The sequence below is a fragment of the Aliishimia ponticola genome, from assembly GCF_004803475.1.
In the GTDB taxonomy this organism is placed as follows: Bacteria; Pseudomonadota; Alphaproteobacteria; order Rhodobacterales; family Rhodobacteraceae; genus Aliishimia; species Aliishimia ponticola.
The window spans coordinates 393,425-409,349 of record NZ_SRKY01000001.1 but is presented as its reverse complement, the minus strand read 5'-3'; the positions used below and the strand labels follow the sequence as shown (position 1 = coordinate 409,349).

General features: G+C 61.6%; 16 protein-coding genes. 9 read left to right on the top strand and 7 right to left on the bottom strand.

The window, feature by feature from the left end; genetic code table 11:
* The first annotated feature begins 15 nt into the window (after window positions 1–15).
* A complete protein-coding gene (locus E4Z66_RS02000; protein WP_211097099.1) occupies window positions 16–537 on the top strand; it encodes a hypothetical protein in 522 nt (173 codons plus the stop codon).
* A 272-nt stretch (window positions 538–809) separates the two neighbouring features.
* On the opposite strand, the gene E4Z66_RS01995 is transcribed toward E4Z66_RS02000, so the two are convergent.
* Window positions 810–1,889, bottom strand: a complete 1,080-nt coding sequence (locus tag E4Z66_RS01995) for a hypothetical protein (RefSeq protein ID WP_136461259.1) — start codon at window positions 1,887–1,889, stop codon at window positions 810–812.
* A 251-nt stretch (window positions 1,890–2,140) separates the two neighbouring features.
* Between E4Z66_RS01995 and infC the strand changes: the two genes are divergently transcribed.
* Window positions 2,141–2,641 (top strand): translation initiation factor IF-3, encoded by a 501-nt coding sequence (infC, locus tag E4Z66_RS01990; RefSeq protein WP_246035842.1) that lies wholly within the window; start codon window positions 2,141–2,143, stop codon window positions 2,639–2,641.
* 373 nt (window positions 2,642–3,014) lie between these two features.
* The gene (locus tag E4Z66_RS01985) at window positions 3,015–5,312 is read left to right on the top strand and encodes a methyl-accepting chemotaxis protein (protein WP_136461257.1); all 2,298 of its coding nucleotides are present in this window, start codon (window positions 3,015–3,017) and stop codon (window positions 5,310–5,312) included.
* Between the two features lie 74 nt (window positions 5,313–5,386).
* On the opposite strand, the gene E4Z66_RS01980 is transcribed toward E4Z66_RS01985, so the two are convergent.
* Both E4Z66_RS01980 and E4Z66_RS01975 read right to left on the bottom strand, forming a co-directional pair.
* Window positions 5,387–6,379 carry a molybdopterin-binding protein gene (locus E4Z66_RS01980; RefSeq protein ID WP_136461256.1) on the bottom strand — a complete coding sequence of 331 codons (993 nt, stop codon included), beginning with the start codon at window positions 6,377–6,379 and terminating at the stop codon, window positions 5,387–5,389.
* Window positions 6,376–7,356, bottom strand: a complete 981-nt coding sequence (locus E4Z66_RS01975) for an XdhC family protein (RefSeq protein ID WP_425456088.1) — start codon at window positions 7,354–7,356, stop codon at window positions 6,376–6,378. Before E4Z66_RS01975 ends, E4Z66_RS01980 begins: the two co-directional genes overlap by 4 nt.
* Window positions 7,357–7,536: 180 nt before the next feature.
* Here E4Z66_RS01975 and E4Z66_RS01970 point away from each other — a divergent pair, with 180 nt between their 5' ends.
* The 3 genes from E4Z66_RS01970 to grxD all read left to right on the top strand — a co-directional run bounded on the left by E4Z66_RS01970 (window position 7,537) and on the right by grxD (window position 8,524).
* Window positions 7,537–7,779, top strand: a complete 243-nt coding sequence (locus E4Z66_RS01970; RefSeq protein ID WP_136461255.1) for a BolA family protein — start codon at window positions 7,537–7,539, stop codon at window positions 7,777–7,779.
* A 122-nt stretch (window positions 7,780–7,901) separates the two neighbouring features.
* Window positions 7,902–8,162, top strand: a complete 261-nt coding sequence (locus E4Z66_RS01965) for a hypothetical protein (protein ID WP_136461254.1) — start codon at window positions 7,902–7,904, stop codon at window positions 8,160–8,162.
* Window positions 8,159–8,524: a Grx4 family monothiol glutaredoxin gene (gene grxD, locus E4Z66_RS01960; protein WP_136461253.1), complete on the top strand. Its 366-nt coding sequence runs from the start codon at window positions 8,159–8,161 to the stop codon at window positions 8,522–8,524. Before E4Z66_RS01965 ends, grxD begins: the two co-directional genes overlap by 4 nt.
* 69 nt (window positions 8,525–8,593) lie before the next feature.
* Here grxD and E4Z66_RS01955 read toward each other — a convergent pair whose 3' ends face one another.
* On the bottom strand, window positions 8,594–8,992 hold the full coding sequence (locus tag E4Z66_RS01955; RefSeq protein ID WP_136461252.1) for a cell division protein ZapA: 399 nt from the start codon (window positions 8,990–8,992) through the stop codon (window positions 8,594–8,596).
* Window positions 8,985–9,491: a hypothetical protein gene (locus E4Z66_RS01950; protein WP_136461251.1), complete on the bottom strand. Its 507-nt coding sequence runs from the start codon at window positions 9,489–9,491 to the stop codon at window positions 8,985–8,987. Before E4Z66_RS01950 ends, E4Z66_RS01955 begins: the two co-directional genes overlap by 8 nt.
* Window positions 9,492–9,740: 249 nt before the next feature.
* Between E4Z66_RS01950 and tkt the strand changes: the two genes are divergently transcribed.
* Window positions 9,741–11,756 carry a transketolase gene (tkt, locus tag E4Z66_RS01945; protein ID WP_136461250.1) on the top strand — a complete coding sequence of 672 codons (2,016 nt, stop codon included), beginning with the start codon at window positions 9,741–9,743 and terminating at the stop codon, window positions 11,754–11,756.
* Window positions 11,757–11,813: 57 nt separating this feature from the next.
* Here tkt and E4Z66_RS01940 read toward each other — a convergent pair whose 3' ends face one another.
* Window positions 11,814–13,190, bottom strand: coding sequence for an aspartate aminotransferase family protein (locus E4Z66_RS01940; RefSeq protein WP_136461249.1), 1,377 nt, complete (start codon window positions 13,188–13,190; stop codon window positions 11,814–11,816).
* Window positions 13,191–13,400: 210 nt separating this feature from the next.
* Window positions 13,401–14,378 carry a DUF808 domain-containing protein gene (locus E4Z66_RS01935; protein WP_136461248.1) on the bottom strand — a complete coding sequence of 326 codons (978 nt, stop codon included), beginning with the start codon at window positions 14,376–14,378 and terminating at the stop codon, window positions 13,401–13,403.
* Between the two features lie 220 nt (window positions 14,379–14,598).
* Between E4Z66_RS01935 and gap the strand changes: the two genes are divergently transcribed.
* Window positions 14,599–15,600 (top strand): type I glyceraldehyde-3-phosphate dehydrogenase, encoded by a 1,002-nt coding sequence (gene gap / locus E4Z66_RS01930; RefSeq protein ID WP_136461247.1) that lies wholly within the window; start codon window positions 14,599–14,601, stop codon window positions 15,598–15,600.
* A 123-nt stretch (window positions 15,601–15,723) separates the two neighbouring features.
* Window positions 15,724–15,867 (top strand): hypothetical protein, encoded by a 144-nt coding sequence (locus E4Z66_RS19570; RefSeq protein ID WP_168797699.1) that lies wholly within the window; start codon window positions 15,724–15,726, stop codon window positions 15,865–15,867.
* Window positions 15,868–15,925: the final 58 nt, after the last annotated feature.

Sequence of the window (15,925 nt, the reverse complement as noted above, 5' to 3'; positions counted from 1 at the left end):
CTAATAGAGGCCGTGATGCCAAAAACTGTTACCATCGAAGAACGCGCGGTCCCGTGGTTTTGGGGACTAATGTCCGGTGGGATAGGGCTGATGTTTCTGGCATTTGGTTTCTCGCTACTCGTAAAACTAACGATAGACAGCCTGCGCTTCTTTTTCGGAAACGCGAATGCCCCCGAACATTATATCGCATTCCCATTTTTTATAGTAATTTCAATCTTGCTCGGTGTTTTACTTGTTTGGGTGTTTATTAATCCATCAAAAAAGGTGGTCTTCGACGCGGCCACGCAAGACGTTCGTGTGAAATATCGTTACCCGTTCGGCTACACGCGCAATGACGTGTTTGCGCTGAAGGAAATAGGCCAGCCAGAAGTGGTTTGGCATAGAAATTCTGACCACTCGGAAGACGGGTACTGGAAACTCACGGTGACACTGCCTGATGGCCGTAAGGTCGAACGTCGGCCACTGGATTCTACGACGGCAGACCAAAAAGAGCAGGCCAAAGTATGGCGAGCAGAAATTGAGGCAATACGCCAATAGCACCCTTTTTGCTTCTGGCTCCACTCCGTCAATGTAAATGTCATTCGACACCCTCCTTCGGAAGCAGACCTTGGCGCAGCCGCAGCGAACGACAGTAAGGTCCCGCTTTCCGGCCCGCCACGACCATGACGCTGCCCCGGCAGAATACCGTCAGAACCTTAGCCCGTTAGGGTCGTGTTGCTTTTCGGGGTAAAGGTGGTGTTCACCACATACTAAAAAGGGGCGGTCTTTGGCACCGCCCCTTCTTTTTCATGCGTATGACTGGACCGGGATCAGAGACCCAGTGCCTCGCGCGCTTTTTCCAGCGCGGCTTTGAGCAGGTCAGGATTGTTTTGCGCTTGCTCAATGCCTTTGGTCAGCAGGGTTTTCTGCATGGTCGACAGGCTGGTGCCTTCGATGGCTTCCGTCACCTTGCCGAGGTCAAAGCCGTCAACGGACAGCAGGTCCGTCAGGCCAGCCACATCGGTGCCTGCCGCTTCGGCAGCTTCGACAGCCGTTGCGCTTGCCGTTGCATCAGTGGCCGCGTCGGTTGCTGCGTCTGTGGTGGCTTCGGCGGCGTCGGTGGCTGCTTCAGTGGTGGCCTCTGCCGCATCGGTCGCCGCGTCCGTTGTTGCCTCTGCCGCTTCGGTCGTGGCTTCGGCTGCATCGGTTGCCGCTTCAGTCGTGGCTTCCGCTGCATCAGTTGCCGCATCCGTGGCCGCCTCGGTGGCGTCGCTTGCGGTGTCAGCAACCGCGTCGGCTGCATCCGTGGCCGTTTCGGTGGCCGCCTCTGCCGCGTCGCTGGCCGCCTCGGTTGCGCCGTCGACTGCATCGCTGGCCGCATCCGTCGCCGCATCTGCGGTATCGCTGGCCGCATCCACTGCGTCGGAGGCAGCATCGGTCACGGCATCTGCCGCGTCGGACGCCATGTCGGTCGCGCCTTCCACCACATCGGACGCCGCATCGCTGGCCGCGTCGACAGCGTCAGAGGCCGTTTCGGTCACAGCCGTTGCCGCGTCAGTGGCAGCCTCGCCCGCGGCATCGACCGCGTCGGATACAGCGTCGGCGGCGTCTGTTGCCACATCGGTCGCCGCATCCACAGCGTCAGAGGCCGCTTCGCTGGCGGCGTCGACAGTGTCCTGCGCCGCCTCGGTCACAGCCTCTGCGGCGTCGCTTGCGGTTTCCATTGCCGCTTCGCCCGCATCCTGCACGGCATCGACAGCATCGGAAGCCACGTCGCTGACGGTTTCCGTCGCGCTCGATGCGGCTTCGCTTGCTTCTTGCATGACTTCCTGGGGCGACTTGCCCGACCACAGCAGGTAGCCGCCGCCCACAATTAGCAAGGCCACGATAATCCAGATGATGTTTCGCATTTCACCACTCCTATATTTATTGCCGCGGCCCCCTCAGAGTCGCGTTGGTGCTGTGTTGCCACATCTGACAGAAACCCGCGACCAACAAGGGGAAAAAAGGCGCATTCCGGCCCGGACCCGCCGAATACCGCCTTGAAAGCGGACGTAACCATGCGTAGTTTGCAACCTCAATTCCAGTCAACAATCGAAGGACAACGATCATAGCCCGTAGACCGCACAACGCGCCGCCGCAACGCGACACTGGCCCGCGCGTGAACGAGAAGATTCGCGCATCCGAAATCCGCCTGATTGGCGCCGACGGCGATAATGTCGGTGTTGTCAGTCCAGAACGAGCGATGGATCTTGCCGAACAGGCTGGATTGGACCTCGTGGAAATCTCTCCCAATGCAACGCCGCCGGTCTGCAAGATCATGGATTACGGCAAGTTCAAATATGAACAGCAAAAGCGGGAATCCGAGGCGCGCAAGAATCAGAAGGTGATCGAGGTCAAGGAAGTCAAATTCCGTCCCAACACCGACACGCATGATTACGAAGTGAAAATGCGGAACGTCTTCAAGTTCCTTGAGAACGGCGACAAGGTGAAAGTCACCCTGCGCTTCCGGGGCCGCGAGATGGCGCACCAGAACCTTGGGCGCGAACTGCTTGAGCGCGTGGGCGAGGACGTCAAGGAAATCGGCAAGATCGAAAACATGCCGAAGATGGAAGGCCGTCAGATGGTCATGATGATCGGCCCGCTTCCGCAAAAGGGCTAAGCCCGCCGCGAAAACAGACGCCGATATCGACAAAGCGCCCCGCCTTCGGGGCGTTTTCTTTTTGTCAGGGCTGTATCGAGATCTCGCCCGCGCAGTCGCAAAGGGCGCAGGGCAAACCGCTTCTCAAGGCCCATCCGGGCGCTTTGGGGCCGATGCGCGGTGAACGGATATTCCTGCCCCGTAACCTGCGGCACTGTTACGCCGAGCATCCGACAAAAATCACGGGCAGTGCGCCACAATTGCTGATCACATTCGAATTCGATCAGCGCCGGATGGGAAGGCCTCCGACGGGCCGTGTCGTTTTACTGAATCTCAACACCAAGGGGTTAGGCGCTGAACGTGGAACGTCAGTAATCAAGGTTCAGAGCTCAATATGTCGCGCCAGATATCGCTTCATCGTGCCGTGCTACGAATAGTCTTTGTTGGCCTCTCCAGCGTCGTCCTGATCCTGTTGGCAGGCCTTGGCATACGCTACTTCGCCGAAGAAATACGCGCCAAAGAGGCACATATTTCACAGTTGTTCAGCGACGTGATCCTTATGGAAGCGCAAATCCTACGGGCGCAGCAGGCAGAAAAGAACTTCTTGCTTGGACGGAATGCGGCCGATCTGGACAGATATGCGCAGTCCATGGACGAGCTACGCACATCCTTGGCCAGGTTGGAAAGCCGCGAAACGGCCTTGGACCCGGACGAGCGTACCGTAGGTCATTTCACCCGGCTTCGTGATGCAATTGACCTTTACGAAAACGGGTTCGACCACTTGGTTGAATTGAACCGCCGGCAGGGACTGGACGAAACACAGGGACTACAGGGCGCGCTGCGCGCCAGTGTGCACAAGATCGAAACCGCCTTGGCGGAGTTCGACCAACCGCTGATGCAAGTAAAAATGTTGATGATGCGGCGGCACGAAAAAGACTTCATCATGCGCGGTGACGCGAAATATGTGGAACGCCTGAATGCCCGCGTCGACGAATTCCGCGCGTTCCCGGCGTCCATGTATCCTTCGCCTGAAGCACGCGAATTGGTGCTGGCGCATCTTTCCTCATATCAGGCCGCCTTCCTGAAATATTCACAAGGCGCCATTGAAGAAAGCGCACAAAGGGCAGACGTGAATGCGGCATACAAAGCCGCGATCCCGGCCTTCGAAGACCTCAAGCAGACGCTTGTGACAATCTCTCAGGAACGGCTCCATTCTGTTGAAGCTAACGCCAAGAAGGTCTTCATCGCTGCCGTTGCTGCATTGCTCGCCATCATCGCCGGCTTCCTCGCGGTTTCGACACGGCTCGCCGATGCGGCCTCGCGCCCATTGCGGCAGGCGCAGGAAGCTCTCAGCGCTTTGGCAGCGGGTGACTTGGAAATTGATCCGCCTGCCTCCCGCATCACGGAGATCGCCGCCATCGCGGAAAGCCTTACGGTTTTCAGGGAGAACGCGCTTAAACGCGCCGAGCTGGAGCGGAAAAGCAAGGCACAAGACGCAGAGGCGGCAGCGCGCGACGCACGCGAACGCGCGGCTAAAGCGGCCGAACAGGAACGCCGCGCCGAAGAGGCCGCCCAACGTCAAGCAGAACTGGAAGAACGACGCGCGCAGGAACAGGATACGGCGAACCAGATCGCTCAGGTCGTGGCAGCGTGCGCTTCGGGAGACTTTTCAGAGCGTTTGACCCTCGACGACAAGGAAGGCGTCTTCCGGGATTTGTGCGAAGGCATCAATTCCATTGGTGAGGTGACGCAGACCGGTTTGACCCGCATTGCAGCAGTGCTGGACAAGATGGCGCATGGGGATCTTTCCGGTCAGATGGAAACCGATTTGGGGGGCGTATTCAATGATATCGGGCATCACCTGAACGAATCCGTTCGGAATCTTGATCAAATCGTCAGGCAGATTGTGAGCGGCTCATCGCGCATCGACGCCTCGGTCGCAGAAATCGCAAGCGTCACCAATGATGTGTCGCGCCGTACGGAACAATCCGCCGCCTCGCTTGAGGAAACGACAGCCGCGCTCGGAAAGCTGGCCGACTCGGTTCGGTCCACAGCGAACAGTGCCGATGTTGCCCGCAAAGCCGTATTGGATGCGCATGACCAAGCCAGCCAAAGCCGCACTGTCGCGGACCAGACAGTCGTTGCAATGCAAGGCGTCGAAAATTCGTCCCGAGAGATTTCCAAGATCATGTCCGTCATTGAAGACATTGCGTTCCAGACCAACCTGCTTGCACTCAACGCCGGTGTGGAGGCTGCGCGCGCGGGCGAGGCCGGGCAAGGGTTCTCAGTCGTGGCCTCCGAGGTCAGGGCTCTGGCCATGCGGTCTGCCGATGCTGCACAGGAGATCAAGACGCTGATTCAGCGCAGCGAAGAAAGCGTCGCGCAAAGCGTCGGCTCCGTCGAACGGAGCCAGGATACGCTGGCCAAAGTGCTTGAAGCCGTGCAGGGCGTCGTTGGTCAGGTCACCGAGATTGCGGATCAAACGGTCGAGCAGTCCAATGGCATCACTGAGATCAGCGCCGCTCTTGGCGATATCGACCAAAGCACGCAGCGAAACGCAGCAGTTGTCGAAGAAACCACCGCAGCAATTCAAAGCCTCCAGTCGGAAGCTCGCAAGCTTACGTCGATCGTTGCACATTTTGATGCGTCGGCCGGCCACCCGCGACAGGGCGAGATATCGGCGGCCGCTTGATCCGGCCGGAAAGACGTAACCGATTGAACCCGGTCAAAACGGGGACAGCGCTTGTCGATTTGCCAACGCATTTTTCAACCATCGACGAGATGCCGTGGCACCGGCCGGGTCGGAATATCCTTGAGCAGCCCGCCAACGCCCATGCCCATGATGTCTTCCGGGGTCACGGTGACGCCACAGATCAGCCGCTCCAGCACCCAATCGGCGCCGTTGAGCGCCGCAGAGCGCGCACAGCCCGGCAACCCGACCACCGGACGCCCATCCGCCTCGCCCAGAAACAGCAGATTGCCGGGGTCAACCGGCATTCCGTAGTGATGCACCTGCCCCCCCGCGCGCCGCACCGCTTCGGGGGCGGTGTCGGCCATGTCGGAGGTCGCCGATCCCGTCAGGATCAAAGCCAGATCGCCCTGCGCCTCGGCCAGTGCCGCTGCAACGGCGTCGACCTCATGCGGGACAACCACGCGCGGGGCGAGGGTTACGCCGAAGAACTCCAGCCGGGCCTCAGTTGCCTGACGCCCCTTTTCCGGCGGGATATCCGGCCCGGTGCGGGTTTCGATCAATGTGGCATGGCGCATCACCGGTGCGCGCAGGCGCAGCGCCCCCGCCCCGGCCATGCACGCCTGATCCAGCGCGCCCCCCGGCACCGCATAGGGGATGATCTTGATCGTTGCTGCCAGCCCGCGCGGGCCGAGCTTGCCCCATTGCGGGACCGTGGCCACGGTGATGCCCGGATGCACATGGTTGAGCGCGCCAATCGCGGCGGCGTCGATCTCGAGCACGCCGGGAAGCTCGGCGCGCAGGTTGACCCGGCCCGTCGCGGCATCGCTCAGCCGCAGCCCCTGCCCTGCGACCAGCGCCTGCGCCAATTGCAGCGCCGCTGTGTTTTCGTGAACATCGCCGGGGTCCAGCCGGGCCACGACAACCTGCGCGAACCCCGCTGCGGCCAGTTGGTCCAGATGCGCCTGTTCCAACCGCGTGCCCTTGGCGATCTTGCGCCCGCCCGCATGTTCGGAATGGGCAAGTATCGCGCCTTCGGCCTGCGCCAGCGGCACCGGGCCGAACTTCATGCGCCCTGCCTCAACACCCGCAGCATTTCAGCAAGAATCGACACCGCGATTTCCGATGGGCTGGCCGCCCCGATATCAAGCCCGACAGGGCCGTGAATGCGCGCGATCTGCTCTGCTGTGAACCCGTCTTGCGTCAAACGCTCCACCCGCTTGGCGTGCGTGCGTTTCGATCCCAGCGCGCCGATATAAAAGCAGTCCGAGGCTAGCGCCTGATGCAAGGCCGGATCGTCCAGCTTGGGATCGTGGGTCAGCAGCACGAGCGCGGTTCGGGTATCCAGACCATAGGCTGCCAGCGCCTCGTCCGGCCAATCTTCCAAGATGGTCTCGCCCGGGAACCGCGCCTGCGAGCCGAACGCGCCGCGCGGGTCGATCAGCACCGGGTCAAAGCCCGCAATCCGCGCCATTGGCACCAAAGCCTGCGCGATGTGCACCGCGCCCACCACCGCAAGGCGCAGCGGCGGGTTGTGAATGGCGACGAATGTCTCGCCATCTTCTTCGACGCCGGACCGATCCATGCGGAACCGATCCGCGTATCCCGGCGCCAGCGCCAGATGCCCCGCCCCGCCAGTCAGGCCGGTGACATAGGCGACCGGCGTGCGGGCGGCGCGGTGGGCGACAAGGTTCTTCAACACATCCGGCGGCATGGCGTCCGGGCCAACCGGTTCGACCAGAACACGGATCGTGCCGCCACAGGCCAGACCGACGGCAAAGGCGTCATCGTCGCTGACCCCGAATTCGAGCAGCCGCGACTTGCCGTCCTCCAGCGCTTCGAGCGCCTCGATCATGACGGCCCCTTCGACGCAGCCACCAGAGACAGAGCCCTGCATTTCGCCATCGGCGGCGATCACAAGCTGTGCCCCCACACGGCGCGGCGCGCTGCCCCAGGTTTCGACCACGGTGGCGAGGGCCGGCTTGCGTCCGGCCTCGTACCAGTCAAGCGCCTGTTCGGGCGCACTTTCGATGGGTTTGATCTTCATAGACGACAAAGTGGGCGCACGGCCGCGCGGGCGCAAGTAACCATTTGGTCGGTCCCGCGCGAAAAGGCCCGCCAACAGGCGCAGGCGCGACGGAAAGGAATTCCGCCAGTTGCGCACCCCCGGCCAGAGGCTTACATCTTGGGAAACAAGACCTGACACGACCTTACGGAGCGAACCGCTATGGCCATGCAAGCGCATGAAATCGAAGCCCTGATCCGCGAAGGGTTTCCCGATGCGAAGATTACCATCACAGACCTTGCAGGCGACGGGAACCATTACGCGGCCGAGGTGATCGATGCCTCGTTCAAGGGCAAGAACCGGGTGCAGCAGCAACGGGCTGTCTATGCCGCGCTGAAGGGCAAGATGGACGGGGCAAATGGCGAGTTGCACGCGCTGGCCCTGTCGACAAAGGCCCCCGAGTGACCGCGCTGGCGCCAAGGATTGCGCCGGTTATGGGGCCGGAGATGGCGGCTGGACGTGATGCCTGCGCCGGTGATGCCTAACACCGCCGGATCGTTGGCAACCAGGAAAAGGACCATAGGCTGATGGATTGGACCCTTGTCGTCATACTCAGTGCGCTGGTGCTGCTGCTGGCGGTCTTGCGCGGGGCACAATCCTTGCGGCATACGAAAGACAGCGAACGGGGCTCCTTGCCTGGCAAGGGGGACCACATAATTCACTCTGATTACAGCTCTGGTGGGGGTGGCGGCGGGCACGCAACAAGCTACACCATCCCCAAGGACCCGCAGGAATACGCAAAACGCTTCGTCCCACGGGAGAAGCCGAGGAAAGGAACGCAAAAATGAGCGATGACGCAGCGAGCCGCATCAAGGAAATCGTCGAAAGCAACGACGTTGTGCTGTGGATGAAGGGCACCAAATCCATGCCGCAATGCGGGTTCTCGTCCCGCGTGGCCGGTGTGCTGAACTATATGGGCGTTGAATATACTGACGTGAACGTTCTGTCCGATGACAGCATTCGTCAGGGCATCAAGGATTTTTCCGACTGGCCGACGATCCCGCAGCTTTACGTGAAGGGTGAATTCGTGGGCGGCTGCGATATCATCACAGAGATGACGCTGTCCGGAGAACTCGACACCCTGCTGGAACAGAACGGCGTCGCCTATGACAAGGATGCGGCGGACAAGATCCGCGAAGCCAACGGCTGATCTGATCCGATCTCATCTGACCGAAAAGACGCGCGGCCGGGCCTTCGGGCTTTGGCCGCGCGTTTTACGTCAGGCGCTTTCCTTGCTGTCTTGCAGCTTTGCGGCCAGCGCCTCTGTCCGGGCCGCGATTTCGGCCAGCGTGTCCGTCACCTGATCGGGAATGACCGGCACTTCGATCCGCTCCGGCTCTGGCGGGGCCGCGTTGCGCAGCGCCTCCAATTCCGCATCCCGTTCCTTCAATTCGCTTTCGACCTTGGCCACACGGTCTTCCATGCTGGCGGCGCGGTCAGCGAGCATCAGCCCCGCCATCAGCAGCATCCGCGCCTCGGGCATCCGGCCCACCTGGTCGGACAGCACCTGCGCTTCGTTATCCAGCATCTTGGCGGCGGATTGCAGAAACGGCTCTTCGCCCTCGCGGCAGGCCACTTCGAAATCCCGGCCACCGATTGAAATCGTTACTTCAGGCATCGGCTGCCTCCTCCTGTTGGTCCGCATCGGGGCTGAGCACCGGGGCAAGCGCCGTCAGGATCGCGCTGGCTTCGGCCACATCGGCAGAGCGCGCGGCCCGCAGCGCTTCGAGTTCCGCCACCATCGCCTTGTTGATCAGATGCGCATCGCCTACCCCGGCCTCATTCGCTTCGCGCAGCGCCGCATTCGCCTCGCGCAGCGCGCTGTTCGCCTTGCGCAGACGCTGCAGTTCCAGATCAAGCGCATCGACCTTGGCGCGGGTGTCCTGCATTTGCGATTGCGCCGCAGCCAGTTCCGCCGCCTGCTTTTCCTTGACCGCTTTGAGACGTTCTTCCAGCTGGGCACTGACGGTCTTTTCCTCGTCAAGCTGCGCCTGCAACGCGGCCAGTTCCCCCGCATCCGCCGCGCCCGCCTTGCCTTCAATCAACTCGTCAACACCAGACGACAACTGGTCCAGTGCCGCGGTGATCCTCGACTGCAACTCTACGATTTTGGCCATATGTCCTACCTGTCCTGCCCACAGGCCAGAGCGCCAGCCGAATCGCCTGCCCTCTGCCTCCGAAAACTCCATCAGCCACACGCTATAAGTGCGTGCCTTTTCGATCAAGCACTTGCATGGCAGAGTTCATGTTCCATGGCAAGGTTCGGCCCACCGGCTGCTTGACCTTACCCGGTCGGCTGTTAAGAGCAGCGAAATATGGCCGCATATGGAAGCGGCCGCGACCAGACAAGCCAAGGAGAACGGCCCGTGGACATCGCAACCCTGCGAAAGGCGCATCCCGACCATTGGAACAAGGCCACCGCCATCCGTGCACTGACACTGGATGCCGTTGCCGCCGCAAATTCCGGCCACTCGGGCATGCCGATTGGCATGGCGGATGCCGCGACTGTTCTGTTTGAAAAGCACCTGAAATTCGATGCGGCCAATCCTGAATGGCCCGACCGGGACCGGTTCATCCTGTCGGCGGGCCATGGGTCGATGCTGCTGTATTCGCTGCTTTATCTCACCGGGTCAGAGCATATCACGCTGGAAGAGATCAAGAATTTCCGCCAGTGGGGCGCCAAGACGGCGGGCCACCCGGAAAACTTCCTGGCCCCCGGCATCGAAACCACGACCGGCCCGCTGGGTCAGGGCATTTCCAATGCGGTCGGGTTCGCCATGGCCGAAGAAATGCTGCGCGCGCGCTTCGGCAAGAAGGTCATCGACCACCACACCTATTGCATCGCGGGCGACGGCTGCCTGATGGAAGGTGTCAGCCAAGAGGCCATTGGCATTGCCGGGCGGCATCAATTGTCCAAGCTGATCGTGCTGTGGGACAATAACAACATCACCATCGACGGCACGGTCGAATTGTCGGACCGCACCGATCAGCCCGCGCGCTTCCGCGCCGCCGGTTGGGACGTGATCGAAATTGACGGTCACGACCCCGAGGCGATCGATAAGGCGCTGACCGCCGCCAAGAAATCCGACAAGCCCAGCATGATCGCCTGCAAGACGCATATCGCGCTGGGGCACGCGGCGCAGGACACCTCCAAGGGCCACGGCGCGCTGACCAATGCCGAACAGAACGATGCGGCGAAAACGGCGTGGGGCTGGTCCGCCCCGGCTTTCGTGGTGCCTGATGACATCAAATCCGCCTGGGCCGAAATCGGTCAGCGCGGCGCGCAAACGCGGGCGGAATGGGAAGCGAACCTCGCCTCGCTTTCCGGCGCACGTCAGGCCGAATTCGCGCGCACCATCGCCGGTGACGCGCCCAAGAAACTCTCTGCCGTGATCCGCGCGCTGAAAAAGCAATTCACCGACGAAGCGCCGAAACTGGCGACCCGCGCCTCGTCCGAGCGGGTGCTTGAAGTCGTGAACCCGGTACTGCCGGAAACCGTTGGCGGCTCGGCGGACCTGACCGGGTCCAACAACACCAAGACCGGCGATCTGGGCGTCTTTGACACCGACAACCGCAAGGGGCGCTATGTCTATTGGGGCATCCGCGAACATGGCATGGCCGCCGCGATGAACGGCATGGCGCTGCATGGCGGTATCCGTCCCTATGGCGGCACGTTCATGTGCTTCACCGATTATGCGCGCCCGGCCATGCGTCTGGCAGCGCTGATGAAAATCCCGACGGTCTTCGTGATGACACATGATTCCATCGGCCTTGGCGAAGACGGCCCGACCCACCAGCCGGTGGAACATCTGGCGATCAGCCGGGCGACCCCGAACACCATGGTGTTCCGCCCCGCCGACACAATTGAAACCGCCGAAGCGTGGGAAATCGCGCTGACCTCCAAGGACACGCCGTCCGTGCTGTCGCTGACCCGTCAGGGGCTGCCGACTGTGCGGCTTGAGCACAAGACCAAGAACCTGACCGCGCAAGGCGCCTATGTTCTGGCCGATGCAACGGGCAAGCGTCAGGTGATCCTGATCGCAACCGGGTCCGAGGTTTCCGTCGCGATGGCGGCACGTGAGGCGCTGCAAGAGCAAGGGATCGGCACCCGCGTCGTGTCCATGCCCTGCATGGAGCTGTTCGCGCAGCAGGATGCGGCCTATCGCAAGCGCGTCTTGCCGGGCGGTCCGGTCCGTGTGGGCATCGAAGCGGCTGTGCGCCAAGGTTGGGATCGCTGGCTGTTGGGAGAGCGTGGGCGCGAGGCAAAGGCCGATTTCGTCGGCATGGACAGCTTCGGCGCGTCGGCTCCGGCCCCTGAATTGTTCGAAAAGTTCGGCATCACCGCCGAGAATGTCGTCGCGCGCGTCAAAGCGCTGCTCTGACCTGTTTGGCTGCGGGCGCGCCTTTGGGGCGTGCCCGCGCCTTTTTCCCTGCCCGTCTTAGCCCAGAACCTTACGCACCGCCCGCAGTGTCGCCGCCACGACGCTGTCCGCTTCGTCGCGCGTCAGGCAGAAGGGTGGCGCAAAGCCAAGGATATCGCCCTGCGGCATGGCCCGCGCGATGACCTTGTCGGCATCCAGCAGCGCCGCGGCGACCTGCGGGCCGATCTTGTCGGCCGGATCGAAGAACTGCCGGGTTTCGCGGTCCTTGACGAACTCCACCGCGCATAGCATCCCCGCGCCCCGGACCTCGCCCACATGGGCATGATCCGAGAGCGCGTCAGACATCGCCTTGTTCAGATAGGCCCCGATATCGCCCGCCTTCGTCACCAGATCGAGCGTGTCGATCAGCTTGAGGTTCGCAACCCCCGCCGCCGCCCCGATGGGATGCGCCGAATAGGTCCAGCCATGCCCGATGGGGCCATTTTCATCGGTGCCCTGTTCCAACACGGCCCACATCTTGTCGCTGACGATCGAGCCGGACAGCGGCGCATAGGCCGAGGTCAGCCCCTTTGCGATGGTGATCAGGTCCGGGCGCATCCCGTAATGGTCAGACCCGTACATGGTGCCAAGCCGACCAAAGCCGGTCACGACCTCATCGGCGATCAGCAGAATGTCGTGCTTGTCCAGCACCGCCTGAATCGCGGGCCAATAGCCTTCGGGCGGCGGTACGATCCCGCCGGTGCCCAGAACGGGCTCTCCGATGAAGGCGGCGATGGTGTCCGCCCCTTCCCGTGCGATCAGCTCTTCCAGTGCGGCGACGCAATGGGCGGTGAACTCCGCCTCTGATTGCGCCGGGTTTTCGCGGCGGAAGTAATAGGGCGCTTCGGTATGGAACACCTGCGACAGCGGCAGGTCGAACTTGTTGTGGAACAGCCCCAACCCGGTGAGAGAGCCCGTCATCAGCCCCGACCCATGATAGCCGCGCCAACGCGAGATGATCTTCTTCTTCTCGGGGCGGCCAAGGATGTTGTTATAGTACCAGACCAGCTTGATATTCGTCTCGTTCGCGTCCGATCCGCTCAGCCCGAAATAGACCTTGGACATATGGTTCGGCGCCCGGTCCAACACCATCTTGGCCAGCGTGATCGACGCTTCGGTGCCGTGCCCGACATAGGAATGGTAATAGGCCAGCTCGCGCGCCTGATCGGCGATGGCCTCCGCGATTTCGGACCGCCCATAGCCCACATTCACACAGTAGAGCCCCGCGAAAGCGTCCAGCAGGCGGTTGCCGTCCCGGTCTTCGATATGACAGCCGGAGCCGCCCGTGACCACACGTTGCGGCAGGTTCCCACGGGCGAATTCCGCCAGATGGGTCGAGGGGTGGAAGAAGTTATCGCGATCCCATTGATCGAGTTGATCGTCGTTGCGAAGCATGGCTTACCTCATGGTCATGGCGGCGCGCCGCCAGTTACAGGATAGGAGCCTGAAAGCGCGCAACCCGGCCATGTCGGGGGCTCAGGTGCAAACGGGACAAGCTCCGTTCACCCGGCAGCAGCGCGCAATGCCTTTATTGCCAAGCAGCCTCAGCAATATCGCAGGCAGGGCCGGAAAGAAAGCCCTGCCCCGTCGCCGCACCCCTTAGTGCTACGCTTCTTTCTTGACGAAGACCGCCCGCCAGAGCGGCGTGATGATTTTTTCACCGATGGGGATCAGCAACGCGCCAAGACCCAGACCGATGATGCCATCGACCACCGCCTTGGTGAGCCATTCGCCGAAGCCAACAAGGTTTTCCGGCAGCGCACGGCCCACCGCATAGGCCCAATCATGGATCAAATGCGCCGGGGCGCCCCAGCCAAGCTCTTCGGCGCCGTGAACGATGATCGACCCGCCAACCCACAGCATCGCCGCAGTCCCGACGACAGTCAGAAGCCACATGAATTTCGGCATGATGCGCACGATCCCGCGCCCGATGGCCTGGGTGATGCCCAACCGGCCCCGATTGGCCATGGCCAGACCCACGTCATCCGCCTTTACGATGATCGCGACCGAACCGTAGACCGCGATGGTAATCATGATGCCGACCGCCGCCAGCGTCGCCGCTTCCATCCAGAAATTGCTTTCCGGAATGGCGGCGAGAGAGATCGTCATGATCTCGGCCGACAGGATGAAATCGGTCTTGATCGCGCCCTTGGCTTTTTCTTCTTCCAGATGCGCAGGGTCTTCGACCGTTTCCTCCTTATGCGGATAGTCGTCATGCCCGTGGCCGCCGATCCCCAGCGCATGGGCGACCTTTTCGGCGCCCTCAAAGCACAGGTACGCCCCGCCCAGCATCAACAGTGGGGCGATCAGGAAAGGCGCGAAGGCCGACAGGGCCAACCCGACGGGCAGCAGGTAAACCAACTTGTTGATGAAAGAGCCCTTGGCGATACGCCAGATGATCGGCAATTCACGGTCCGCTTCAAAGCCGTGAACATATTTCGGCGTCACCGCCGCGTCGTCGATCACCGCGCCCGCCGCTTTTGTCCCGGCTTTGGCCGCCTGTCCGATCACGTCGTCAATCGAAGACGCCGCGACCTTTGCGATTCCCGCCACGTCGTCCAGCAACGCCAACAAGCCACTCATCACAATTCCTCGTTCATCAATGTTTCGCGCATCTTTGGGTGTTACGCAATTTTCCCTCAACCGCAACAGTCCTGTTAGCGCCGCCGTTAGCGCCACCCATGATTTCGCCCGAAACTTTATCGCTAACATGCTGAGTTTTCACAGTTTCGCCCATTTTCCGATGAAGTTTGCCGCGCTATAGACGCCGCAAGACAGTGCACGGGTGAAAAGGAGACGTCGCATGACGATCAGAGTGGGTATCAATGGGTTCGGTCGCATCGGCCGTTGCACCTTGTCACATATCGCGGCTTCGGGCCGGAACGACATCGAAGTGGTGAAGATCAATTCCACCGCCCCGCTTGAGACCGCAGCACACCTGATGCGCTATGACAGCGTGCATGGCCGCTTCCCCGGCGACGTGACCTTTGGCGAAAACTGGCTGGATCTGGGCCGTGGCCCGATGAATGTGCAAAGCACCCGCGACCTGAACGCGCTGGATTGGGAAGGCTGCGACATCGTCATGGAATGCACCGGCGCGTTCAACGACGGTGAAAAGGCCAAGGCCCATCTGGAGCGCGGCGCAGGCAAGGTTCTGATCTCTGCCCCGGCCAAGAACGTGGACAAGACCATCGTCTTCGGCGTGAACCACGAAGGGCTGACCGCTGCGGACAAGATGGTGTCCAACGGTTCGTGCACGACCAACTGCCTTGCACCGCTGGCCAAGGTTCTGGATTCCGGTATCGGCATCGAACGCGGCGTGATGACCACGATCCACGCCTATACCGGCGACCAGCCGACCCATGACACCCGGCACAATGACCTCTACCGCGCCCGCGCTGCGGCCATGTCGATGATCCCGACCTCCACCGGGGCGGCCAAGGCGCTCGGCGAAGTTCTGCCGAACATGAAAGGCAAGCTCGACGGGTCCGCGATCCGCGTGCCGACGCCGAATGTCTCGGCTGTGGACCTGACATTTGAAGCCTCGCGCGATGTGACGGTGGAAGAAGTGAATGCCATCGTCGAAGCCGCCACCAAGACCGAAATGGGCCGCGTTCTGTCCTATGATCCCGAACCCAAGGTCAGCGTGGATTTCAACCACACCGAATATTCGTCGATCTTCGCGCCCGAACAGACCAAAGTCATCGGCGGCCGCACCGTGCGCGTTCTGGCATGGTACGACAACGAATGGGGTTTTTCGGTCCGTATGGCCGACGTGGCCGCGGCCATGGGCGCGCTCGTTTAAGCGCAGGACGACAAGAATAGCACCCGATCAGGGCGCCAGATCACGGCGCGACTTGCGGTTGAGGGGCGGGGCTGGCATCACTGGCCCTGCCCTTTCTCGTCTGTGCAGACCGGAGTCCGCCCCATGACCAATACCGCCGCGCTTGTGCTCGCCCTCTTTATCGTCGGCGCTGCGGCTTTGGACGTCTGGTATTTCGGGAATGAGCATATGATCTTCCTGAGCAAGAAATTCCTCGAACTGCTTGACTGGCTCGCCTTCTGGCGTTGACCGAACCCCTTGGGTTGACATTCCGACAGTTTTAGCGTTGTTAGCGCTAACTTCATCC